Here is a 22460-nt window from a genome sequence, read left to right on the forward strand (position 1 = left end):
GTTAATTTCCAGGATTAATTAACTACAGGGAGTGTAAAACGGAAATTGCTTCCTTTTCCGTTCTCATTTTCTGTTCTGATTCTTCCACCATGTTTTTCTACAAATTCCTTATAGATAAGTAATCCCAGTTCGGTTTTTTTTTCTTTTGCTGTTCCCGCAGAAATAATAACCTGGGCAATATCAAACAATTTAGAAATATTTTCCTTTGTCATGCCAACTCCATTATCTGAAACTGAAATAGTTATACCAGAGTTATCAGATTCAGCAGTGATTTGTACCGAACCACCTGTATTTGTAAACTTTACAGCATTACCAACAAGGTTTCGCAGTACAGTTTTAAGCATATATCCATCTGCGTAAACAATTATCCTTTCATCTACATAAGAATTAACTGTTATATTTTTTGCATCGGAGAAAGGTTTAATATTTACAAGAACATCCCTGCACAATTCTCCGAGATTCTGCTTTTTAGGGTTAAAAGGGATTGCTCCCTGCAGAGCTTTCTCCCATGTAAGGAGGTCGTCGAGCAAGTTATAAGTATTTTTTGCAGAGGTATTAATTGTATTTACATAACTCTCAATCTGATCTTTATTAAGATTCTGCAGGTTTTCCTTTAACTCTTCGGAAAAACCAATGAGATTGTTAAAAGGACTCCTTAAATCATGTGCAAGTATAGATATAAAACGGTCTTTGTCTGCATTGAGCTGGATCAGCTTCCTCTCACTTTCCAGAGCTTTAAGCCTCTCTATATTGTAGTTATCATAAACAAATCTTATTATAAAGTAGATCAGAATTGAAGAGTAAATCAAGGTTATCAGATGGTCAATCCACCTTTCAGTTTCTGAAGGAAAATTTGTAATAAGATCAGGTCTGTAGAACTGAATAAGAAATATCGAAATATTTGAAACTAAAAAAAGTAATATAACATAAATCTTCTCCCTTTCTCTTACAATCAGCAAACCAAGTATCAAAATTACCAATGCAGGCATCACATTGGAACCATTAATACCTCCATTGAAGATCCAGATTGTTGAGATTCCGATTATTGAGATACAAATTACAGGGAAATTGACGGGTTTGTATATTTTTCTGAACCTTATAAAGTAATAGAGGACAAGTACGATCAGGGATAGGAAAATAGGTACAAGAACAGCAATTGCTGACGTTGAAAGCAAAGAGTTTATTAAGGAACCGATAAGGCTGATAAGTATTCCTATAATACTTGCAGATAATACCAGCCTGTGCTCCAGGGGGAAATCTTCCTCCTCGGCAAAAATGTAACTGATTAATCCTTTAGCTTTTTTCCTTATCATTTCGATAACGCCTCATTAACTGATGTCATGTCAATCACGACCGGAAAAGACATATTTTCAGGCGATGTAATATCGATTGTTCCTGTCTGCTTTGTATTAACTGTCTGTTTAACAAAATATCCTTTCTCCGGCGAAAAATACACAATGCTGGAACCTGTAAACGGACCTTTTGTTGTAATATCCATTCCCTGTGTCTGAGTTATCATCAATCTGTCTCCTGATATTACAGAACTGATCCTGACACACCTCACTCCATTGATCTCTTCAAAGTCCTCAAATTTATTATCTGATCTGAAAGCCATTAACATAGAATTGTTCGGAGATTTGGTTTTGATTGTATCAGTTTGTGACCACGTATATCCGGGGCTTACAGAACCAGACGGTAAATCCGGGAAAAAATCAATGAATGACTGGGCAGCATTTGTTGATCCGCTCCCATCAATATTTATTAATACTTTGTCTGCTTCGGAGAGGTCTGTTTCCTTACCTTCCTGTGTAATTGACATGACGAATACTTTACCCATAGCATCTCTTAATACACCTCCTGCTGAACCCTGGGGAGAGTCAACTTTCTGATACATAGAGTCGATAGACACTTCAAGATTCATCATTTTTTCAACTAAACCTTTTGATTTTATGCTGCAACCCAGAGCTGCAGATACATTTACTTCCATAACCTGCCCCATGGCATCCAGAGTCTGCACTATCTTAGTTGTGGAAAGATATTTAACAGGTTTATCGGCTGGATAGTTATATGCCATTTTTACATTGCCTGATTGGGAAAATGCAACAGAATAAAACACAAGAGCAATAAATATAGATAAGACAATTGATTTCCTGAAAGAAGTAAAGTTTCTCATTAGCTGATTTTTTATGTTTAACAAAACATAAAGTTAATAAACAATTGAAATAAATCAATAAAGTAAAAACCCGGCGTTAACAAGATGAACTCATCTTTAAGCTTTCAACGCACATTAAAAACAAAACCCGGCACTTTCGTACCAGGCTTTTTCTTTTGTCGGGGTGGCAGGATTCGAACCTGCGACCCTCTGGTCCCAAACCATAAACGACACCTTTTTAGATTTTCTTATTTTAATTATTTATTCATTAAATGTACTGATATTCAGGTATATTGTTAATAACTATCTTTTTATTTGTTTTCCTTTGATTTTATTTAATTTGTATATTTGCAGATAGTTGTTTGCAAATACTTTGAGCATATTATTTGCAAGCCGAAAACAAAATTTAATAACTGAGACATGGAAAAATATTCACTTGACGGCGCAATTTTGTCAGTTTTTTTTGATACACGAAGAGCCAAAAATGTAGCAGAAAACGAAGAAGTAACGGAAAGGGATTTGCGTTACCCGGTGAAATACCGTATATTCTCTACTGCCGATCAGACATATTATTTTCATCCTTCAGGTATTGACTTAACAATTGATGACTGGAAGAGAATACCAACTGCCAGAAAAAAAGAACTTATTGAAACCAGAGAACTCATTCAGGCGGGTTTTGATAAGATTAAGCTCCATATAAAAGAATTGGCAAAGGGGGAAGGTTTTTCTATTGCAGGGTTAGAAAAGCGACTGAGCCGGGGACGAAAAGACAGCATCCTTACAGCCTTTTATAGTAAGATTGACGAGCTGACCAAAACAAAACAGATAGGGACGGCCTCGACTTACCAGTGTGCCATAAATAGTATAATGAAGTTCACTAATAAGGACCTGAAATTTTCTGATATTACAATTGACTGGTTAAAAAGATATGAAGCATATCTAAGAACTGAAAGAACTGAGATTACGGCTGAAGGGGAAAGTAAAACTATTAAAGCAAAAAGTATTACAACGGTTAAATTCTACATGGGTTGTATCCGGTCAATAATGAGCGAAGGGAAAGAAGATAAAATTATTTTAGAATCTCAATATCCTTTCGGAAAAGGAAAGTATGAAATAAAATCAGGGGACGGCCGGAAAATGGCCTTAACACTTGCACAGATTAAGGCAGTATTAGATTATGAATTAACAACTGACATTGAAAAACGGTCCCGAGATTTGTGGTTTTTTTCATACCTCTGTAATGGGATTAACATAAATGATTTATGCAGACTGAAGTACAAAGATATTGCCGGGGGTGAAATTCACTTTTACAGACAAAAGACAATAAGAACGACTAAAAATCAAAAAGCGATTGCAGCAACTTTAGTTCCTCAAATGATTGAGATTATAAAGAAATGGGGGTCAAAAGATAAGAAGCCTGATAGTTATATATTTCCCTTCCTTTCTTCTGGGCTTGACCCTAAAACCGAAAAAATGATTATTCAGAATTGTACCAGACTGATTAATAAAAAAATGGCAGCAATAAGCAAGGCCCTGAATTATGATAATATTTCAACTTACACGGCCCGGCACTCATACGCAACTGTATTAAAACGAAGCGGGGCTAATATTGCCTTTATTTCTGAATCTTTGGGCCATTCTGACCTCCGAACAACTGAGAACTACCTTGCATCATTCGAACAAGAGGAAAGGGCTAAAAACGCCTCTAAATTGACCGATTTCTAAAATTAAGGCCATGAATAAAGAGATTGACGACACAATTAAAAAGATAGCATTATCAATAATTCAATTTGATGCTGCCATTAAAGCCGGTGACCCTAAAGGAATAAGTGAATTCCTTAAAGTCATTCCTTCTTATGCAAGTTATTTTAAACTAAGGGTCCCCGATAAATATGAAGAAAAAATACATTTTTTGAATTTCCAAAAGGAGGTATTTAGCTTATTTACGGCCTTATTCGTTGAGGGTAGTATTTATAAAGTTGCGGAAACCTTATTCATAAAAAACGGGGATATTAAAATGCAGGGGGATATTCCTTCTATTAAGACTACCCCATTAACCCGAGAAATTGATAAAATCGGCAGGGATTTAAATATTTTAGTTTGTAAATATGATGGACCGATTACGGATATGAAAAATATCAGATGGGAAAGGAATCCATTGTACAAGCTTTCAGATGAAGAAATTCAAGAAAGAATGTCTAAAAAATCGGACGGGTCCAGAATTTTTAATGAATTTGTTTCTAAATATAAGGGTCTATATGATAAGAAAGCTGAGCCAGATATAAAGGAGAGGCTTTCTCTGCAAGAAAGTGCTTTAATTTCTGCTTATGAGGGTAAGGTAATTTTGAGAGAGGAAGGAAAAATCAATCAATTTTATAATTATTATTCCAAAAGGAGAAACAGAATAGCAATTGAGACTACCAGAAAGAAAACATACAATAAGATTGATAGAATTGAAAAAATAATTCCTCATCTATCAAAGTCAGCGCAACAAACTGCCATTGACGAAGTTAACACACTAAAATCAGCACTCGAAAAAGAGACCTTCTAAAAATAGTTACCAGTTGTAACCGGTTACAGGCTACCCCGACAAAGTAGCTTCACAGCTTAAACTTAAAATGCTGTGAAATGTCAAATCCATTCGATGTACTTGAAGCAAGACTATCTAACATAGAAAATCTATTGTTAGACATTAAACACCCTGCAAAAAGCCCCGAAGCCGTCCCGGACCGGATTACCCTTATTGAGGCTTGCGAACTTACAAATCAATCCAAAAGTCAGGTCTATAAATTAACCATGCTGAATGAGATTCCATTTCAAAAGTATGGGAAAAGACTTGTTTTTAGTCGTAAAAGTCTTTTGGCATGGATGGAAAAACGTACCATTTCCGCACCTGAAGCCGGGGACGTGATGACAGACAGGCTTGCAAAGTCTGCAAAAAAGCACCTTAAAAAGTGAGATTTTTAGCCTGTTTATGGTTCATTGACAGAGGGCTTCACAATCTGTTTAGTGTACTTATAAAGCTGTATATTAATATGTTATACATATTTAAATGAATATTAGAAAATTGTGTTTACAAAATGTTTGCAAGTTGATCTGAGTTGTTTGCAAATAAAAAATGTTAACAGTAAGGATATGAAGCAAATAACATTTTTAAGTCAAAAATCAGATGTTTGAGCTACCCGAAATAAAGAAGAAAAAAAGGCCTAAAGCACCCTATCGGAAGCCGGAAGCGGTTAAGGAACTTGAACGCATGGCCGATGCTGAAGCAATCCGATTGCATCCGACTTGCCCACATTTAGCACCCCGGACTTTCAGAGATGACAGCTCAAACTCCCTTACTCAGTGTATTGTGAAATATATCACATTGAAGGGAGGTTTTGCGTCCCGTATCAATTCAACTGGAATCTATGACCGTAAACTACATAGATACCGTCTAGGAACGCAAAAGAGAGGCCTTGCAGACGTTATGGCAACTTTCAGAGGGTTATCCCTTCACATTGAAGTAAAGGCCGGGAAAGACCGTCAATCAGAGGCACAAAAGAAAATTGAATCTGAAGTTATCAGGTCGGGAGGTTACTACTATTTAGCCCGGAATTTTACTGAGGCAAAGCAATGGATTGATAATTTATGATATTAACGACCAGCGACAAATGAGATACAAACAAATATTACCTGAGAAACTAGAGCCTAAGATTCAGGAAATTGAAAAGCACCCTCCCAAAATATCAGGATTCAGAATGTCATATTTAAAGCAAATAATATACTGGGTTTGCACCAAAAAAGAAGATAACGGATTTTCTTACCTTAATATGAAATATTTAAGAACGCAGATTCCACAGGCCGAACAATACATAAAATTTTTATTAAGTGAGGGATTGATTGAACGTACAAAGGGATATTTACCCGGAGAAAGGTCGTACGGTTACCGGATTGCCTCTGAATATGAAAGTAGGTATATTATTAAGACGGTCACAGATCAGAAACTAATTAGAAAGGTTAACGAGGCCCCCCGGAATTTTGCACGTGGTTTTAAGGTTCAAAATAAATACATAAAAGATTTTACCCTAGACCCTCAGGCGGTAACATTTGCCGAAAATACATACTCAGGGGAGTCGTATAATACTGCCATTGTTTCTATAAACATGGTAAATAATAATGAAAAATACTCTTCGATTGATGATGCCGGGGGGCGGTTCTATTCCAATTTAACAAATATGCCTTCCGGACTCAGACAGTTTGTAAGGGTAAAAAACAGATACCTAAGGGCAAACGTCGATATTAAAAACAGTCAGCCATATTTTACTATAATGATTTTGACTAATCCGGGGGGGCTTGTGAGGTTTGCAAAAAGTAAAGAATTTGCTATGATTCTAAAAAGCCTGAAAATACCTGATAATGATGATATTAAGTTATACATAAATTTAGTAACCAAAGGCCAGTTTTATGAGTACTTAATGCCATATTTTGAGGCAAAGGGGTTACCATGTAGCAGGGCTGATGTAAAAAAAGCAGTTATGATAATTCTCTTTGACCAGAACAGGAAACGAATTTCCAGAGCAAAGCGGATATTTATGAAACTGTTCCCGACGGTTCATAAAATATTTTCTATTGTCAGGGGTTCCGGTAAGGGTGAAAGGTTTCCGATTCTTTTACAGGCCATTGAGGCGCATGTAGTATTAAAGATAATTCTCCCGACTCTCAATAAGAAGCACCCGGATATAATTGCCTTTACTGTACATGATTCCTTACTCGTAACGGATAGCCCTGATATTGTGGAGACGCTAATGATTGAAGAGCTGGAAAAATTTACCGGATATAAGCCGATTCTTAAAATTGATTTTTTTTCGACCGACCACAAATTTAGTACAGATTTTAGTGATATAGAGAGGCATGAAGAGGTAAGAAGAAGAAGAGAAGAAGAGAAGAAGAAGAGAGTAGTGTACTATTATGATTCTAAAACCTCTGTAATTAATTGATTATTAATTTATTGACATGTTAATAATATGGAAAAATGGTCAAATTCTGGCCAAAAACACAACAAATCAGGCTTTCAGTTTCGTCGCTGGGGCTGTCAGTTTGGTTTGTTACTCTGGGGTTCGGCCTTGCATAGCCGGCCCCGGAGTTTTATTTAAAACTAATGTCATGGAAAACACGACATCAATTAAAGAATTATTCGACTTTTTTTATCTGAGCGAAAAGCAATTAACGGCCGGGCAAGTGCAATCTATTGATAGTGTGCAGAAGCAATTCAGACGAGATAAAACTTTGTCTGAAAAGCAGCTTGCAGCATTAAGAGAGATAGTAAAATATTTACCGGCTCAGGATACAAGGTTTTCCGGGGCTGAAATTATGTAGGCATCTGGTATGATGACAGAGGGCTGATATTGCTTTTGTAAAGTATTATATAATTGATATAAAGACATTAACAACTAATTAACTAACATTGTTAATAAGGCATTTGCAATATATTTGCAAACATTATTAATATTTACCTAACTTTACAACAAAAATATTATGGTAAAACAGATTAAAGAACGAGAGAAAAGACTAAAGATTCCGGGATTATTTTTTGACGGGGAAAACTGGGAGCCGGCTTCAAAGTATCCGGGGTTCATGGCTTACACTGATCGCTGTCTGGCTGATGTTTTAGGAACCTCAGCGATGCGAGTTTCTATGTGGAGAAATGCCGGAACTATTCCATACAAAAAAATGGGGTCATTTGCGGTTTACGACGTGAATTTGGTTATTCAGGCATTAAAAGCAGCCGGATATTCGCAGGATATAAACAAAAAAGCAAAATTATGAAAACGAAAACAGAATATTACAGACCGTCGCACACTAAGGAACCGGAGCCGTATTTTGTGAACGAAGTAACATACAAGCTATGGAATGAAATACATCAAAGCTCATTGTGTTGGTTACAAGCCATTGCGAGTGATTACAGGGGGCTTTCCTTTGGCAATATCACAGCGGCGGAACTTAGTGACTGCTTAGCCCGTAACCTTACAGCGATAAAAAGTCGGTTTAATCGCAGAATAGATGACAATATTGCAAAAATCGGAATAGATAACGATTACATTATCAATAACTTAAGAGCTGGAACCAGCGACCCTCTAGTTTTATTTGAAGAAAAGCTGATTAAAAATCTGGAAATGATCGACTTTGACAGGAAAAGTTTTCAGAGTTTAGGAAGCTATAATATTTCCGTTTCAAATTATACGATTAAGGACGGTAATATAACTTTCACAGAGGAGAATAAAAAGCGCATCAGGGAGATTTATTGTACGACTTACATTAATAGCGATGCACAGCGGCACTTTCTAAAATTAGCAGAAACGACTCTGGGGAACCTACACACGCTAAAAGCAATACTGCAAAAAAACGGGGTCGAGAATCTTTTTGGTTATGGCAACCTTTTCGAAGTTACCGCCACAATACCAGAGACAATATATTTTAATAAAGAACTTTTAAAACGTATCACTAAAATTTAAGATTATGTCAGATACAGATGTTACTCAGGAAATGATTGACAGTTTCATTAATGAGAAATTCCCGGAACAAACAGAGGAAGAAGATTTTTCAAATCCGATGACCGCGGCAAATCAGGTAAACAGGATAAAGGAAAATTACATGCGTACGCACCCCGGAATTGACACAAAGTTTAAGCGGTTACTAGCCGGAAAAGGTTTTCAATAATGGAAGAGATTGAAGAAGTACAAGAAATAGAAAAGCCCGTCAGTGCTGATGAGCTGAGCCAGTATCTAGCCGATAAGTTTGATATTCCGGGACGTATTGAGCGGAAACAAACTATCCCGGAAATGTTCGCAGAGATAAAAAAACGGTAATTATGGAAGACTCGCCAGACTTCAGAAAGAATCTAATCAGACAAAATCATTGTGTTGAGCTGATCTTAGAGGACATTCCCGGCGGTTGCATCATTCAGAGGGATGAGCTAAAAAATGGCGCTTCAGGTTTCATGCCGGAAGGTATTTTAATCAAAATTGATAGCCTTAACAAGGGTCACTTAGTTAAGACCGCAAAGATATGGTCTGACGTTTCAACTTCAGCAACGGGGGTCATGGTTTATAAAAACCATCAATTTAAAGCAGGTGATGCAATTACCAATACCGCACTCACGACAATAAGCAGAACTATTAAAGGCATTGATACTACAGCGGTCAGTTACGATCTCTTTGATATTGGTTCGGGTTTCGGTGCAAGTGGCGGAATGGGGTCAATACTGATTCAGGCGACAGCTTCGGGCGTTTCGGGTCTGGATGCAAGCTATAAGTATTCACCTGACGCAGTAGGTATTTCAGAACTCCCGGTCAATCTGGCGTTTCAAAATACTGGTTTTGGGCTGTTGGTACGTGGCCGGGTAAAAGAAAGCTTAATGCCTTACCCGGTTGACACAACTATTAAGGCCTTACTTCCTTTGATTCGGTTTGTATGATTTGTAAATAACAGAAAATAAGCAGGGAAATGGCAAAGTTTAAAGCAGGGGAAAGCGGTAATCCAGCCGGGCGGAAACCGGGCGCAATAAATAAAGTTGCAAAGCCGGTTAAGGCTCAATTAAGCAGCTTTCTTAATGAAAAACTAACAGAATTACCCGCATTATGGGACAAACTAACTGCAAGGGACAGGGTTGCGCTATTAAAAGACTTATTCCCTTATTTCCTTCCAAAACTGCAAAACATTGAGGCCCATCTAGAGTATGACAGACTTACAGATGAAGGATTAAAGCAAATTGCAACGGATATTTTAAACTCTTTACAAGATGATACAACTAACTAAGGCGACAAAAATCAGGCTCTTAAAATGCATTAAAACAGGCGTTTTTGAGGCGGAGCAATTCCCGGAGTTACAAATAGAACTCGCAAAGGTTTCTATTGAATTGATTGATAAAAGCGAAGACGTTAACCGGAAACTGTCTTCAGAGGGGAAGTTTTTAGATAAAGAGGGTTTGCATGTTTAGGAGAAATCCGGGAGTTTTAGTTTCAGGGAATTAGTAACTTTGTTAAAACTACCAGACATGAAAAGACTAATCCCGGTTCTGTTGTGCTTCTTATTGCTTTTCTCATGTAAAAAAGAGGAGGTAACGACCTATCAAGTTTTTAACAACTTAGAAGGACTTTCAGACTTCTGGATAAAGTACTTAAGTGAAAATGATCCCGAAATAGTGCCTTATCTTGACGGCACTCTTTACGAGGTCATAGTTTATTGTTACACAGGATCAGATATTGTAAGAACTGATAATATTGGTACTATTTCACGAAAAGGTGGTAAGTCAGGTATCTTAGAAGTCGAGTCAAATTACGAAAAAGTTAAAGTATCTTTTTTATTTTTTCCACCGGAATTGCCCGTCAAATTGGCTCCTGCTCTATGGAGATTTCATCTTGTTACAACCACAATTTTGGAAAAGGGTAAAAATAATATCATAACCGTTGGAAGCGGTATATTAATTACAAATTCTGCAATTAAGTAATAGAATCACTTTGCTTATCATCTGAATTGTCTGGAACTTAATCACAACTTCATATTTTACAAACATGTTGGATTGAATGAATAATGTATCATTGTTTTCAGAGAAACAGTGTAGGATGGATGATATTCATCAAAATTAACTATTCATTAACAAAAAACTTGCAAAAATATTTGGTTACTATTAAATTAGTGCCATATATTTGCAGAAGCGTCTGGAACGGGTCGCATAGCGTCTCACAGAGAGGATTTATTCTTCATCACCAGTCGCTTTTTTTATTTTATATGATTCTATAATGTATTTCTGTTACGTTGACGAATCTGGAACTTCTGATTTAACTGACAATTCCACCCATTTTGTTTTGGTTGGCATATCAATTCCTGTCTGGGAATGGAAAAAATGCGAAGGCGATATTATAAGTATTAAAGCCAAACATGATTTAGCAAACAAAGAAATTCATACAGCATGGATTCTAAGGGAATATAGAGAACAATTATTAATTCCCGGATTTAAAAGAATGTCAAACACAAGGCGAAGAAGTGAGGTTGAAACAGTAAGGAAAGCAAACCTACATGCATTGCGAACCAATCCCAAAAAGGCAAAGAGCTTAAGTCAGACTAAAAAGAATTATTTACATACTCAGGACTATATCCATTTAACCTTAGAGGAAAGACAGGCATTTATTAAAGAAATTGCTGTCACTATTGGTACGTGGAATTTCGCAAGATTATTTGCAGAATGTATTGATAAGATCAAATGGGATGAGAATAGGGCAAAACAAACTATCGACGAACAATCCTTTGAACAAATAGTCTCAAGATTTGAGAAGTATTTAAAGAATTTATCAAAAGACCGTACCGCAAATGCAAATACTATTTATGGATTAATTATTCATGATAATAGTCAATCAGTTGAGAAGAAATATACTGAGTTAATGAAACATTTTCAGGCAAATGGTACATTATGGGGAAGTGTTACAAAAATCATTGAGACTCCATTATTTGTTAGTTCTGAGCTAACAAGTATGATACAAATAGCCGATGTGTGTGCCTATTCAATAAGAAGGTACCTTGAAAAAGATGAGACTGATCTTTTTAATGAAATCTACAAAAGAGCTGATAGAAAAGATGGAGTTAAGGTAGGTATAAGGCATTACCCACCTTCAAGATGTAAATGCAAAATTTGCACTGACCATAAACGGTGATAATCATCTAAATCTTTCATTTCCCAAAAATTAATAATTATCAACACTATTGATTCAGAGTAGCGTATAGAAAAGACCTGTATGCAAATCGTATGCAAATGGGTAAAAAAAGAAGGAGCCAGACATTGTCTAACTCCTTGATTTTCACTCGTCGGGGTGGCAGGATTCGAACCTGCGACCCTCTGGTCCCAAACCAGATGCGCTAACCGGGCTGCGCTACACCCCGTTTTTGCCACCGTAGCTTTAGCAAAGGTGGGTTTTTAAGAGTCGCAAAAGTATGATTTGTTTTTCAATTTTCATAAATTATTAGATGTTATTTAAATTTAAAAAAATATTTAATTTCATGTTATTGACATATAGCGCTTTACAAATCATAGCTGAATTTACTTATGTCAGCCCTACGGGCTTTGAAGAGCTATTACCAAATTCCGGGCTACCGATATATCAGCCCTCCGGGCTTTAAAAAGAATTGGGAACCAATTACAAAGCCCGTAGGGCTGACATGTCGGTAGAAACGGATTGCCGAATGAAGATGAAGCCCATAGGGCTGACATATCGGTAGAAACGGATTGACGAATGAAGATAAATCCTGAGGGATTTTATTTTTTCAATCCAAAAACATATGATAAGCCCAGGGTTAATGATGTTTCTCTGAAATTCTGCGATGAAGCTAAATCAGATCCAACTCTGAAATCAAAACCTATAACACCTGATTTTGCCTGTGCGTCAAGTCTAAGGCAGGCAATTTGTCCAACACCGATTTGAAATCCATCTCCTGTGCTGCTGTTACTTGTTGTAATTAGTGGAAATTTGACGAAAGGACCATACATAATTTTAAAATTGTGTTTCTTACCTACAGCAAATTTCGGAAGAATACAAATCTGCATAATAAAAGATGAAAACCTATCATTATAACTATAAACTCCTGATTGATACCTCCTGACTACAGTTAGATTAGCCTCATGAGTGATATAAATAAAATTAATCTGAGGCTCAATTGAAAAATTGTCTTCACTTTTAAAATCAAGAAAAAATCCACTGCTAAATCCTGCGCTGAGTCTGTTTCCTTCCAAATCGTAATGCGAAGAACCCATCGGTGGTCCACTGGGATCTTTAATTGAATTAAGGTATGACAAATTTAATCCACCACGTATTCCTAATGATGCCTTTGTTCTTGATCTTGTACTGTCAGATACTTCTTTACAGAACATAGATCCTGAAACCGCAAAAATGAAGAATAATATAAAGGGACTACTTTTTAACAATTTACTAATATGGTATTATGTCACTGATAGCCGTATATTGAATTTTCATTTAAATATTATCAGCAGGATGCATAAAATTATACTATCAACAATTTGTAAATCAAATTTATACATTTTTAATATCAGAATCAACTTTTTTGGTTTTCCTTTTAAATCTAAATATTCTCAGGCAATCAGAACAGATCATGTCAATACATCTGCAATATATTAGAAGATCTATTACCAGACATAGATGGAGCCCGAAGGGCTGAGATATCGATAGAAGATATACTGCCAAACAAAGAAGAGACCTGTGGATTTGAAATATCGGTGGTCAATTGATCGAAGTAATGACAAAAGCCCATAGGGCTGAAATATCGGTAGAAGATATATTGTCAGACATAGAAGAAGCCCGTAGGGCTGACATATCGGTTATACAAATTGACAGATGCAGATGAAGCCAAAAGGAGCTTATCGTTAATACCAATTATAGAAATCGATGTAATTATTTTATATCTTTAATATATCTAAAAGTTAAACTATGGCAAATACTTACACCCAAATTACAATACAAGTTGTTTTCGCAGTGAAACATCGTGAATGCATTCTAAAAAAGCAGCATCGCAATGAGATTTATAAATACATAACTGGGATTCTTACTAATAAAAATCATAAACTTCTTGCAATAAATGGGGTGTCTGATCACATTCATATTCTATTTGGACTGAATCCATCTGTAGCTTTGTCAGACATTGTCAGGGATGTTAAAAACAACTCATCAAAATTTATTAATGAGAAAAAATGGATAAATGGACACTTTGAATGGCAATCTGGTTATGGTGGATTTTCATATTCTAGATCTCAGCGGCCAGATGTTATCTCATATATTGAAAATCAGGAGATACATCATAAAAAACACACATTCAGAACAGAGTATTTAGATATACTTAACACATTTGAAATTGATTTTGAAGAACAATATGTATTTGATTTTTTTGAAGTTACGGATGATGATCAATAGTTGAATATGTCAGCCCTACGGGCTTCAAAGATCAATTTCCAAATTCCGGGCTACCGAGATATCAGCCCTCTGGGCTTTAAAAAAAACTGGTAACCAATCACAAAGCCCGTAGGGCTGGAATATCGGTAGAAACAATTTGAGGAATGAAGATAAAGCCCGTAGGGCTGAAATATAGGTAGAAACGGTGTGACGAATGGAAATGAAGCCCGTAGGGCTTACATATCGGTAGAAAATTGATCGAAGCAATGACAAAAGCCCGTTGGGCTGACATATCGGTAGAAACGGATTGACGAATGAAGATGAAGCCCGTAGGGCTGACATACAGATATAGATGGATTGCCATAAATAAATACCTTTGACCCTGATTGGATTTAATCTTATATGGCATTGAATTTTTGCAGTCTGAGCAGCGGAAGCAGCGGAAACTGTTATTACATCGGTAACGATTTCCATGGTATATTAATCGATGCGGGGATATCAGCAACTTCTATTCGTAAGTTCCTGAGGAATATGAATATTCCTATGGACTCAATTATGGGTATTCTTGTAACTCACAATCACATAGACCATATTAAGGGACTGGAAGTACTAACCAGAAAGAATCACATCCCTGCTTTTACTACTCGCAAAATCTGGGATAGCATTCTGTCGCCGCATAAAAAGATATCGATCGACTGTATCCGTGAAATTCCGATGCAGGAACCATTCAATCTTGCAAATTTTTATATCGAAGCTTTTCCTGTTAACCATGATGCCCCTGAAACTATCGGATTCCAAATAAGTGCCGGAGGTAAGAAAATTACTATCGCTACTGACCTTGGACATATCTGTCAGACGTCTGCACCTTATATAAAAGATGCAAACCTGCTCGTTATTGAGTCAAATTATGACGAGCAGATGCTTGAAAATGGAAGATATCCATATTTTCTTAAAGAAAGGATACGCTCAAATAACGGACATTTAGGCAATCTCCAGACTTCATCTTTCCTGGCGGACATTTTTAATGACTCTATAAATCACATCTGCCTAGCTCATTTGAGCAAAAATAATAACACGCCGGAGAAAGCACTTGATACTCTGCATAAAACTTTTTCTCAAAGAGATATTGTAATTAAAAGTCATCAGCAGATCTCAATTCTGAACCGTAATGTTCCGAATGAAATGATCAGTCTGGATGAAGAAATGATCTGATAGAAATAATCAGGCAAGCAAAAGATCTAACCCTGCTTTTTTAAATTCGTCAACATAAGTCTTATCAAGTTCACTGTCAGTAACAACATGATGTATATCAACGTGATAACAGATATTTGTCAATTCTGTTTTTCCGAATTTGCTTGAATCTGATATTATTGTGGTGTTTGTTGATTTTTTAATAATATAACTCGAAATCTCAGCCCTGAACAGATCCCTCAAAGTAAATCCTGCTATAGAAGTATATCCGTCAATTCCAATGAACGCCTTGTCAAAGTTGATCTGATCAAGGCAAACTTTTGTGATCTTCCCGACCATACTCTCACTCTCCTGCTGATACAAGCCTCCTAGCAATATGACATTTGCAGGTTCATTTTTCCTGAATTGCCTGGCAATGAATACATTCGTTGTTATCAGGGTCACGTTTTTCTTCTTAACAAGTTCCCTGGCCAGCAGGACATTTGTCGACCCTGATTCTATTAAAACAGTCTCACCATCATTAACGAGTTCAGCAGCCTTACGGGCAATCCTAAGTTTCTTTTCATAGTTGAATCCAAGCCGGTTAGTCAGGTCCTCAGCATCTTCAAGGACTGCTCCGCCATGAACCCTTCGCAACAACCCTTCTGCCTCAAGAAAGTTAAGATCCTGCCTTATGGTAACTGATGATACATTAAGCTTTGAAGCCAGTTCATTAACCGTTGTAAGATCATTGCGGCTAAGCAGTTTCAGAATTCTATTTTGCCTTTCGTTCAGCATAATTCAAGGGCTAGTGAGGCTGCTCCTATAACTCCGGCATCCGGACCAATATCAGATACCTTTATTTCAATCGGATCGAAAATCATATCTCCTGCCAGATCATAAAAGGTCTTCCTGATCTGATCAAGATAAAAATCGCCCCAGCTAAGGAGTCCTCCTCCAAGGACAATAAGTGGCGGATTCAAAGCCTGAAAGATATTGTAAAGTCCAATCCCGAGGTATCTGCCGCTATCGAGTATTATTGCCTTCGACACCGGATCATCAATATCCAATCCGAGCTTAAGAAGTTTTCCATCAACCTTTTTATAGTCAAAACCCGGAGACAGCTGAAGAGTTGTAACCATCCCATTATCAAGCTTCTGCTTATAAAGATATGGCAGCGCCATTCCGCATGCTACTGCCATAAGGCAGCCATTATTGCCACAGGTACATTTCAGTTCACTGTCGGGCTCTATGATTGTATGACCAAATTCGCCAGCAGTGCCTGTTACTCCACGGTATAACTGTTTGTTTATTATTATTCCGGCACCTATACCGGTGCTGATTGTGAGGAAAACCATATCATTGAATCCTTTCCCGGCTCCGAACTTGTATTCCCCGTATGCCTGTGCATTTGCATCATTATCAAGGATTACCGGTACTTTAAATCCGGCTTGAACAGCATCGCGCAGAGGATAATTCTTGTATCCCTTAAGGTTTGAAGTAGTAATAATCACACCATCCCTGAAACGGATATGTCCGGCACAACCGATTCCAATCCCAAGCAGGTCAGACTCGTCCAACTTGCTTTTATTGAGTATAGTTTTGATAGTCTCCTTGATCTGATCTACCATCCCGCCTTCTGTCTTATCAACATGACCGCAATCGATACATTTATCTATTATCTCCCCTTCTGTAGTTACAAGTGCAACAGAGAGTTTGGTACCGCCAATATCAACGCCACAAAGGATTTTTTTCATAATAAGAGAGTTATAAAGATTGTTCTGTACGGGCTATAATATCGTCCTGTGTATCAGGAGACAATGTAGTAAAAAAAGCACAATAACCTGCTACCCTTACTATCAGGTCGCGGTAGTTTTCTGGATCTTTTTTGGCTGCAAGCAGAGTCTCTCTTGAAACAATATTGTACTGCACATGCCATCCTTTCAGATCTGCGAAAAACGTACGGAGCATCGATTTCAGCTTATTCTTATCTGAATCAGTGCTCAATGATGCCGGTGAAAGTTTCTGATTAAGCAGCACCCCTCCCATTATTTTTGATGTTGGCAGTTTAGATACTGATTTGAAAACAGCAGTTGGTCCAAGCATATCAGTTCCTGATGAGGGTGAGCTTCCCTCGGCAACAGGAGTATATGCTTTACGTCCGTCGGGAGTAGCCGGAACAACTGATCCGTTTGGTACATTAGCAGAAATACTGCTGGTTCCGGCGTAATACCTGCATCCTACAGGCCCTCTGTTGAAACGGGTGGTATGGTACTGATCCAGTTCATTAATGAAGTCGAGATAGGCGTCTTTAAGAAGCAGGTCAACATAATCATCGTCGTTGCCGTACTTGGGTGCATAATTCAGCAGCAAATATCGGATCTTCTCCCCTTCTTTTCCTTCAAAATCAGATTCAATCGAGTCAATAAGCTGCTGCTGAGTGATCTTCTTTTCTTCGAAAACAAGCTTCTTAATGGCTGCAAGCGAGTTGCCAAGATTAGCTATGCCTACCTGAAGACCTGATACAAAATCGTACTTCGAGCCGCCCTCTTTTATAGTTTTTCCCCTGCTTATACAGCTGTCAACAAAAGCTGAACAAAGAATATCCGGAACATGCTCCTCTATTGCTGTATCAATTGCTGCATCAATTTCTATTGTCTTGGCAGCATAGAATTTTATCTGTTTTCTCCAGGCATTCTGCACCTCTTCAAATGACTTAAAATCAACGAAATTTCCGGTTCCCTTCTGGAATGTTTTGCCGGAATATTTATCGAGTCCGTCATACATCGATGCAAGAAAAACCCTCATCATATTAAGGAAGCTCATCCCTGTGCAGCGATAACCCCATTTACCCGGGACAGCTATCTCAATGCAGCCTATTGCAGAATAATTATATGCATCATCTTTTTCAACTCCAAGCTTAATCAGTTCCGGTATCACAATTTCGTCGTTATTGAAAGCAGGCATTCCAAAACCCTTTCCGATGATATTAATGCACTCACTCAGAAATGAATCATTTATATTCTTATGAAATCTTACAGAAAGATTTGGCTGTGTAAGTTTCATTTTGCCAACCGAGCTCAGAATCAGAAAACTAAGCTCATTAACGGCATCCTTCCCGTCGGTTGTTTGTCCGCCGATAGTTACATTCTGATAAAGAGGTCCGCCTGCAGAGAAACGGGTATGCGACCACGGACGTATTTTATTGATAGTAAGAAGCTTGATCCATGTGTTTTCGAGCAATTCTGATACAAATTCATCTGAGATTTTACCTGAAAGAGAATCCTTTTTATAGAAGGGATACAGATACTGGTCGAGGCGTCCAAGTGATACGGAGTGACCGTTGCTCTCGATCTGCAGAACAAGTTGAACGAACCAAACAAGCTGCAGAGCCTGCCAGAAATTCTGAGGAGGCTGTGCTGAGATTGTTTTGCAGTTAGCTGCTATTGTCAAGAGCTCTTCCATTCTTGCATGGTTCTTTTCTGACTTACTCAGTTCAATTGCAAGTTTATGAAATCTGAGAATAAACGATTGAAAAGCTTTTATGCTGATTGTTAATGCATTATAGAAATGGTCTTTTCTTTCACCATCCGGTTCAAGTAGATTTACCTGATTGTGAAAATGTTCAATTTCATCAAGATATCCATTTAAACCTGATGAAAGAATTTTGTAAAAATCGACAGCTATATGCGCATCACCTGAAGTGAGATTACCCGTAGCCTTTATGATTGAAGCATCGTGAATATCTCGCAATTCCTGCGACATAAGTGCACGGCCTTTATCGTAGAGCACCTTACCCTTCCACCAGGCTGCTATTTCAACAAGCTCTTTTTTGTGTTCTTCTGTGATAAAAAACGCGTCTCCCGGACGTTTATCAAGTCCATCCATCTCTTCAGGCAGCCAGTCGACAGCATATTCAGGAAAAATGGGAGCAGCTCTGTGCTGCGATGACTGGTTGCCGACTATCAATTCGCCTTCATCGATGAAGATTGTCATTCCACTTAAAGTCTTCTCAAGTGCTATTGCCCTCCGGATTATTACAGGTTTGTCTGCGTTCTCCTCATAAGCTTCGGTATAAAACCGGGCTCTTTCGGTGCACACGGAAGGTTTAATCCTGAGAACTTTTTCCCTTAAAGCTGAAATTCGTTCAGATAACTCAACAGGTTTTGTGCCTTGTAACATTTTACCCTCCGATCTTTGTTACCAATCCAAATGAATTTGCATACATCTCATATTCTTTAAGAGACGTTGCATGCAACGTCTCTATACCTTTTGCATAATAATATTCCAGACCGAGCATATTATATTTTTCCTTGCCTAGATTATGAAAAGGAAGAAAATGAATCTCTTTAACTGACTTTAACGAGACAGCAAAATCAATTATCGATCTCATTTCCTGCTCCGTAAGATTGAACTCAGGAATAACAGGAACTCTGATAATAATATTTTTATGCAAGGCTGACAGCTTTTTCAGATTGGTCAGAACAAGATCTGCATCGCCTCCGGTAAATTTCCTGAATTTGTCAGGATCGGTATGTTTAAGATCAACAAGGAAAGTGTCTGTTAACGGGATACACCTCTCCAAATTTTCCCAGTTTACATGAAGACATGATTCGATGGCAACATTAATTCTCTTCTTCTTAAGTTCGTGTAACAACTGATCAAGTTCTGATCCCTGGGATAACGGTTCCCCTCCTGAAAGAGTTACGCCACCCCCGCTCTGTTCATAAAATGGAAGATCCTTCTCTATTTCAATCATCAGCTCATTTACACTTATCTCCTCTCCTGAAACAATCAAAGCCTTCGAAGCACAAACATTGCAGAACTTTTCAGGATTTTGAACTGAAGAATAGTCAATAATTAGTCCATCCTCACCGGAAGTGATTGCAGGATCACCCTGCTTCAGACAGTCACCGAAATTCTTACATAACTTTCGGTTATACATGAGGCTGGCTGAGAAAGACTGACTTTCCGGATTGCAGCACCATTTGCATGCAAGAGGACAGCCTTTGTAGAAGATCATTGTACGGATACCCTGTCCGTCGTGGGTCGAAAACCGCTGAATATTGAAGATCATGTACCAAAGATACAAATCTTCATATTAAATACAAAATAATTTCATATAAAAGCATATTATACTTCATATGAAACATAATTAAGAATTAACCACAAAGACACAAAGGTTTTTCACAAAGGGCACAAAGTGATTGATATAAAAGAAATGATCTTTGTGCTCTCTAAAGATACTTTGTGTGCTCTGTGGTTAATGGATTTCAGCTATGTTTATGCAGATCATGCCGATGCCAGTGAATCCCTGTTCGCATAGATCTTGGATACTGCATTTACGATATCATCCATATCAGCCTGGCTGCCGAGCAGCATGCTCTGGGTTATGGTAACAGCCTGATCGCAAAGCTGGTCATTGCCCGGAAGAATATTCTCCTCGCGCCACTGTTTCAGTCGCGATTCAGAGAAAAGCCTCTTATATCCCCGCGAGTTAAATGCCTCCTCCATCAGACCATCCCTGTTCTGTTTTCCATAGCCACTGCTGCAGGGGATGCCTTCTGCATTTAAGGCCCTTATGAATCTCTCTTTAGGAACATTATTAAATTCTTCCTTAATATATCTGAAAGGATACAGATGATAGACAGCCCTTGTGGCTCCCTCTGCAAGTTTGTAAGGAATTATACCGGGGATCTCTTTCAGTTTCTTATCGAGGTAAAGAGCATTAGCCAGACGGATATCATTATCTTTTTCAATACGTTTCATCTGTGACAGAAGAATCAGAGCCTGCGACTGCTGCATCCTGTAGTTTTGTCCGCGGTAGGGATAACCCGGACCAGGTTTCATTGTTCCGGTTGGACGGCCGCAATTATGATAGGCATGGCAGCGATCTATGAGTTCATCGCTGTTACCAAGAATGGCACCACCCTCACCTGCTGCCAGATGCTTTGAATTCTGGAAGCTGAAACAGCCAAGGTCACCCAGAGTGCCAGTACGTTTCCCGCGATATTCAGCCAACCAGGCCTGGCAGGCATCCTCAACAACTTTGAGGTTTCTCGCCCTGGCAACCTTATTTACACCGTCCATATCAACAGGCAGTCCGTAAATATGAACTGGTAATATTGCAACCGTGCGGTCTGTTATCCGTTCCTCTATCTTCTTCGGATTTATGAGGAATGTCTCGTGGTCAGAATCCACAAACACAGGCAGTGCCTTGTGGGCAAATATTGCATTATAGGTAGCTATAAACGTATATGGTGAAACCAAAACCTCATCGCCGGCATCAACACCGACCACATCGAGAGCAGTAATAAGGGCAGTTGTACCGCTTGCAGTTGCAAGGCAGCGTTTTGCCCCCATCAGTTCGGCATATTTCTTTTCAAACTCAGCAACAAATTCTCCATTACCACGCCACCATCTGCCTGAGCGGAACATCTCAATAATGCCCTGTTCGGCCGACATATCCCATTCGGGCCATTTCGGCCATGCACCACGATGGACCTTCTCTCCACCGTTAATTGCCAGCTTCGCCTGCTGCTGGCTGGGACCAATACTAAACGCTTTGAACGGATTGAGAATCATTGATCCAACAAAACCTGCTGATGTGGTTCTGATGATCTGGCGGCGTGAGATTTTGGGGGTTGGCATATGACGAGGAATATTGTTAATAAATCAAATATCATGAATCCTGATAATAAATGCACGATTATGAAGATACATTTTTATCGCCTTTCCAATTATCGGGATTATAGGAAATATAATCATGTATACGGCGGAATTCATCAGGTCCGGATACAATATGATCGTGAAAACGGGGTTGCCATGCGAATTGATATTTGCATTCGTGTGCAGATTTTGTAACCGCCGATTTATATGATCGCATGACCGATGATAATGAACCGTGTTTTGGGGATATTTCGGCCATGGATTCATTTTTGCCGGGTGGAATGGGAAATATTGGATTTTGATCAAACCGGGTTATTTCCAACAACCCATGAATATGATTTGGCATTACCACAAAATTGATCAATTCAATAAACGGGAAATGATCTGGTATTTCAAACCAATGATTGGATGCAATTCGCCCGATTTCGGATAAAATCATTTTGCCATTTTCAACATTTCCGAAATAACAGATCCGTTTATGGGTACAAATTGTAACAAAATATATCACCTTATTCCTGCAATTCCATTTTGGTATT

At 38.1% G+C, this 22460-nt stretch carries 26 protein-coding genes and 1 tRNA gene; 17 read left to right on the plus strand and 10 right to left on the minus strand.

Annotation, left to right across the window (positions count from 1 at the left end; genetic code table 11):
- Nucleotides 1-14: 14 nt before the first annotated feature.
- Both IPJ16_13030 and IPJ16_13035 read right to left on the minus strand, forming a co-directional pair.
- Entirely contained in the window at nucleotides 15-1313 is a 1299-nt protein-coding gene (locus IPJ16_13030) for a HAMP domain-containing histidine kinase (GenBank protein MBK7628095.1), read from the minus strand.
- Entirely contained in the window at nucleotides 1310-2173 is an 864-nt protein-coding gene (locus IPJ16_13035; protein MBK7628096.1) for a hypothetical protein, read from the minus strand. The genes IPJ16_13030 and IPJ16_13035 overlap by 4 nt, the downstream gene beginning before the upstream one ends.
- Nucleotides 2174-2572: 399 nt before the next feature.
- Here IPJ16_13035 and IPJ16_13040 point away from each other — a divergent pair, with 399 nt between their 5' ends.
- From IPJ16_13040 to IPJ16_13110, 15 genes are all read left to right on the plus strand, one after another.
- A complete protein-coding gene (locus tag IPJ16_13040; GenBank protein MBK7628097.1) occupies nucleotides 2573-3877 on the plus strand; it encodes a site-specific integrase in 1305 nt (434 codons plus the stop codon).
- 10 nt (nucleotides 3878-3887) lie between these two features.
- The gene (locus tag IPJ16_13045; GenBank protein MBK7628098.1) at nucleotides 3888-4703 is read left to right on the plus strand and encodes a hypothetical protein; all 816 of its coding nucleotides are present in this window, start codon (nucleotides 3888-3890) and stop codon (nucleotides 4701-4703) included.
- Between the two features lie 77 nt (nucleotides 4704-4780).
- Complete coding sequence (locus tag IPJ16_13050) at nucleotides 4781-5110, plus strand: helix-turn-helix domain-containing protein (protein ID MBK7628099.1); 330 nt, start codon at nucleotides 4781-4783, stop codon at nucleotides 5108-5110.
- A gap of 211 nt (nucleotides 5111-5321) precedes the next feature.
- Nucleotides 5322-5786 carry a hypothetical protein gene (locus tag IPJ16_13055; GenBank protein ID MBK7628100.1) on the plus strand — a complete coding sequence of 155 codons (465 nt, stop codon included), beginning with the start codon at nucleotides 5322-5324 and terminating at the stop codon, nucleotides 5784-5786.
- Between the two features lie 19 nt (nucleotides 5787-5805).
- Nucleotides 5806-7131, plus strand: a complete 1326-nt coding sequence (locus tag IPJ16_13060; GenBank protein MBK7628101.1) for a hypothetical protein — start codon at nucleotides 5806-5808, stop codon at nucleotides 7129-7131.
- A gap of 16 nt (nucleotides 7132-7147) precedes the next feature.
- Nucleotides 7148-7510 carry a hypothetical protein gene (locus IPJ16_13065; GenBank protein MBK7628102.1) on the plus strand — a complete coding sequence of 121 codons (363 nt, stop codon included), beginning with the start codon at nucleotides 7148-7150 and terminating at the stop codon, nucleotides 7508-7510.
- A 159-nt stretch (nucleotides 7511-7669) separates the two neighbouring features.
- The gene (locus tag IPJ16_13070) at nucleotides 7670-7960 is read left to right on the plus strand and encodes a hypothetical protein (GenBank protein MBK7628103.1); all 291 of its coding nucleotides are present in this window, start codon (nucleotides 7670-7672) and stop codon (nucleotides 7958-7960) included.
- The gene (locus IPJ16_13075) at nucleotides 7957-8646 is read left to right on the plus strand and encodes a hypothetical protein (GenBank protein MBK7628104.1); all 690 of its coding nucleotides are present in this window, start codon (nucleotides 7957-7959) and stop codon (nucleotides 8644-8646) included. The genes IPJ16_13070 and IPJ16_13075 overlap by 4 nt, the downstream gene beginning before the upstream one ends.
- Nucleotides 8647-8650: 4 nt before the next feature.
- On the plus strand, nucleotides 8651-8851 hold the full coding sequence (locus IPJ16_13080; GenBank protein MBK7628105.1) for a hypothetical protein: 201 nt from the start codon (nucleotides 8651-8653) through the stop codon (nucleotides 8849-8851).
- Nucleotides 8851-9000: a hypothetical protein gene (locus tag IPJ16_13085; GenBank protein MBK7628106.1), complete on the plus strand. Its 150-nt coding sequence runs from the start codon at nucleotides 8851-8853 to the stop codon at nucleotides 8998-9000. Before IPJ16_13080 ends, IPJ16_13085 begins: the two co-directional genes overlap by 1 nt.
- Nucleotides 9001-9002: 2 nt before the next feature.
- The gene (locus tag IPJ16_13090; protein MBK7628107.1) at nucleotides 9003-9608 is read left to right on the plus strand and encodes a hypothetical protein; all 606 of its coding nucleotides are present in this window, start codon (nucleotides 9003-9005) and stop codon (nucleotides 9606-9608) included.
- A 29-nt stretch (nucleotides 9609-9637) separates the two neighbouring features.
- Nucleotides 9638-9949: a hypothetical protein gene (locus IPJ16_13095; protein MBK7628108.1), complete on the plus strand. Its 312-nt coding sequence runs from the start codon at nucleotides 9638-9640 to the stop codon at nucleotides 9947-9949.
- A complete protein-coding gene (locus IPJ16_13100; protein MBK7628109.1) occupies nucleotides 9933-10130 on the plus strand; it encodes a hypothetical protein in 198 nt (65 codons plus the stop codon). Before IPJ16_13095 ends, IPJ16_13100 begins: the two co-directional genes overlap by 17 nt.
- Nucleotides 10131-10187: 57 nt before the next feature.
- Nucleotides 10188-10640 (plus strand): hypothetical protein, encoded by a 453-nt coding sequence (locus IPJ16_13105; GenBank protein MBK7628110.1) that lies wholly within the window; start codon nucleotides 10188-10190, stop codon nucleotides 10638-10640.
- A 292-nt stretch (nucleotides 10641-10932) separates the two neighbouring features.
- Complete coding sequence (locus IPJ16_13110) at nucleotides 10933-11841, plus strand: DUF3800 domain-containing protein (GenBank protein MBK7628111.1); 909 nt, start codon at nucleotides 10933-10935, stop codon at nucleotides 11839-11841.
- Nucleotides 11842-11992: 151 nt separating this feature from the next.
- Here IPJ16_13110 and IPJ16_13115 read toward each other — a convergent pair.
- Nucleotides 11993-12067: transfer RNA gene (locus IPJ16_13115), tRNA-Pro, on the minus strand.
- Between the two features lie 373 nt (nucleotides 12068-12440).
- Nucleotides 12441-13052 carry an outer membrane beta-barrel protein gene (locus IPJ16_13120; GenBank protein MBK7628112.1) on the minus strand — a complete coding sequence of 204 codons (612 nt, stop codon included), beginning with the start codon at nucleotides 13050-13052 and terminating at the stop codon, nucleotides 12441-12443.
- A 574-nt stretch (nucleotides 13053-13626) separates the two neighbouring features.
- On the opposite strand from IPJ16_13120, the gene tnpA reads away from it, so the two are divergent.
- Both tnpA and IPJ16_13130 read left to right on the plus strand, forming a co-directional pair.
- A complete protein-coding gene (gene tnpA, locus IPJ16_13125; protein ID MBK7628113.1) occupies nucleotides 13627-14106 on the plus strand; it encodes an IS200/IS605 family transposase in 480 nt (159 codons plus the stop codon).
- Between the two features lie 381 nt (nucleotides 14107-14487).
- A complete protein-coding gene (locus IPJ16_13130; GenBank protein MBK7628114.1) occupies nucleotides 14488-15297 on the plus strand; it encodes an MBL fold metallo-hydrolase in 810 nt (269 codons plus the stop codon).
- A gap of 9 nt (nucleotides 15298-15306) precedes the next feature.
- Here IPJ16_13130 and IPJ16_13135 read toward each other — a convergent pair whose 3' ends face one another.
- The 6 genes from IPJ16_13135 to IPJ16_13160 all read right to left on the minus strand — a co-directional run bounded on the left by IPJ16_13135 (nucleotide 15307) and on the right by IPJ16_13160 (nucleotide 22459).
- On the minus strand, nucleotides 15307-16053 hold the full coding sequence (locus IPJ16_13135) for a DeoR/GlpR transcriptional regulator (GenBank protein MBK7628115.1): 747 nt from the start codon (nucleotides 16051-16053) through the stop codon (nucleotides 15307-15309).
- Entirely contained in the window at nucleotides 16047-17012 is a 966-nt protein-coding gene (locus IPJ16_13140) for an ROK family protein (protein MBK7628116.1), read from the minus strand. Before IPJ16_13140 ends, IPJ16_13135 begins: the two co-directional genes overlap by 7 nt.
- Before the next feature lie 10 nt (nucleotides 17013-17022).
- On the minus strand, nucleotides 17023-19437 hold the full coding sequence (locus IPJ16_13145; GenBank protein ID MBK7628117.1) for a glycyl radical protein: 2415 nt from the start codon (nucleotides 19435-19437) through the stop codon (nucleotides 17023-17025).
- Between the two features lies 1 nt (nucleotide 19438).
- Complete coding sequence (locus IPJ16_13150) at nucleotides 19439-20332, minus strand: glycyl-radical enzyme activating protein (protein MBK7628118.1); 894 nt, start codon at nucleotides 20330-20332, stop codon at nucleotides 19439-19441.
- Between the two features lie 215 nt (nucleotides 20333-20547).
- A complete protein-coding gene (locus tag IPJ16_13155; GenBank protein ID MBK7628119.1) occupies nucleotides 20548-21906 on the minus strand; it encodes a DegT/DnrJ/EryC1/StrS family aminotransferase in 1359 nt (452 codons plus the stop codon).
- 58 nt (nucleotides 21907-21964) lie between these two features.
- The gene (locus tag IPJ16_13160) at nucleotides 21965-22459 is read right to left on the minus strand and encodes a transposase (GenBank protein MBK7628120.1); all 495 of its coding nucleotides are present in this window, start codon (nucleotides 22457-22459) and stop codon (nucleotides 21965-21967) included.
- Nucleotide 22460 lies beyond the last annotated feature (1 nt).

Source organism: Bacteroidales bacterium (genome assembly GCA_016709865.1).
Lineage (GTDB): Bacteria > Bacteroidota > Bacteroidia > Bacteroidales > VadinHA17 > LD21.

Coding starts and splice junctions, on each gene's coding strand:
- IPJ16_13030 (MBK7628095.1), bottom strand. CDS start 1,313: ATGATAAGGAAAAAAGCTAAAGGATTAATCAGTTACATTTTTGCCGAG.
- IPJ16_13035 (MBK7628096.1), bottom strand. CDS start 2,173: ATGAGAAACTTTACTTCTTTCAGGAAATCAATTGTCTTATCTATATTT.
- IPJ16_13040 (MBK7628097.1), top strand. CDS start 2,573: ATGGAAAAATATTCACTTGACGGCGCAATTTTGTCAGTTTTTTTTGAT.
- IPJ16_13045 (MBK7628098.1), top strand. CDS start 3,888: ATGAATAAAGAGATTGACGACACAATTAAAAAGATAGCATTATCAATA.
- IPJ16_13050 (MBK7628099.1), top strand. CDS start 4,781: ATGTCAAATCCATTCGATGTACTTGAAGCAAGACTATCTAACATAGAA.
- IPJ16_13055 (MBK7628100.1), top strand. CDS start 5,322: ATGTTTGAGCTACCCGAAATAAAGAAGAAAAAAAGGCCTAAAGCACCC.
- IPJ16_13060 (MBK7628101.1), top strand. CDS start 5,806: ATGAGATACAAACAAATATTACCTGAGAAACTAGAGCCTAAGATTCAG.
- IPJ16_13065 (MBK7628102.1), top strand. CDS start 7,148: ATGTTAATAATATGGAAAAATGGTCAAATTCTGGCCAAAAACACAACA.
- IPJ16_13070 (MBK7628103.1), top strand. CDS start 7,670: ATGGTAAAACAGATTAAAGAACGAGAGAAAAGACTAAAGATTCCGGGA.
- IPJ16_13075 (MBK7628104.1), top strand. CDS start 7,957: ATGAAAACGAAAACAGAATATTACAGACCGTCGCACACTAAGGAACCG.
- IPJ16_13080 (MBK7628105.1), top strand. CDS start 8,651: ATGTCAGATACAGATGTTACTCAGGAAATGATTGACAGTTTCATTAAT.
- IPJ16_13085 (MBK7628106.1), top strand. CDS start 8,851: ATGGAAGAGATTGAAGAAGTACAAGAAATAGAAAAGCCCGTCAGTGCT.
- IPJ16_13090 (MBK7628107.1), top strand. CDS start 9,003: ATGGAAGACTCGCCAGACTTCAGAAAGAATCTAATCAGACAAAATCAT.
- IPJ16_13095 (MBK7628108.1), top strand. CDS start 9,638: ATGGCAAAGTTTAAAGCAGGGGAAAGCGGTAATCCAGCCGGGCGGAAA.
- IPJ16_13100 (MBK7628109.1), top strand. CDS start 9,933: ATGATACAACTAACTAAGGCGACAAAAATCAGGCTCTTAAAATGCATT.
- IPJ16_13105 (MBK7628110.1), top strand. CDS start 10,188: ATGAAAAGACTAATCCCGGTTCTGTTGTGCTTCTTATTGCTTTTCTCA.
- IPJ16_13110 (MBK7628111.1), top strand. CDS start 10,933: ATGTATTTCTGTTACGTTGACGAATCTGGAACTTCTGATTTAACTGAC.
- IPJ16_13120 (MBK7628112.1), bottom strand. CDS start 13,052: ATGTTCTGTAAAGAAGTATCTGACAGTACAAGATCAAGAACAAAGGCA.
- tnpA (MBK7628113.1), top strand. CDS start 13,627: ATGGCAAATACTTACACCCAAATTACAATACAAGTTGTTTTCGCAGTG.
- IPJ16_13130 (MBK7628114.1), top strand. CDS start 14,488: ATGGCATTGAATTTTTGCAGTCTGAGCAGCGGAAGCAGCGGAAACTGT.
- IPJ16_13135 (MBK7628115.1), bottom strand. CDS start 16,053: ATGCTGAACGAAAGGCAAAATAGAATTCTGAAACTGCTTAGCCGCAAT.
- IPJ16_13140 (MBK7628116.1), bottom strand. CDS start 17,012: ATGAAAAAAATCCTTTGTGGCGTTGATATTGGCGGTACCAAACTCTCT.
- IPJ16_13145 (MBK7628117.1), bottom strand. CDS start 19,437: ATGTTACAAGGCACAAAACCTGTTGAGTTATCTGAACGAATTTCAGCT.
- IPJ16_13150 (MBK7628118.1), bottom strand. CDS start 20,332: ATGATCTTCAATATTCAGCGGTTTTCGACCCACGACGGACAGGGTATC.
- IPJ16_13155 (MBK7628119.1), bottom strand. CDS start 21,906: ATGCCAACCCCCAAAATCTCACGCCGCCAGATCATCAGAACCACATCA.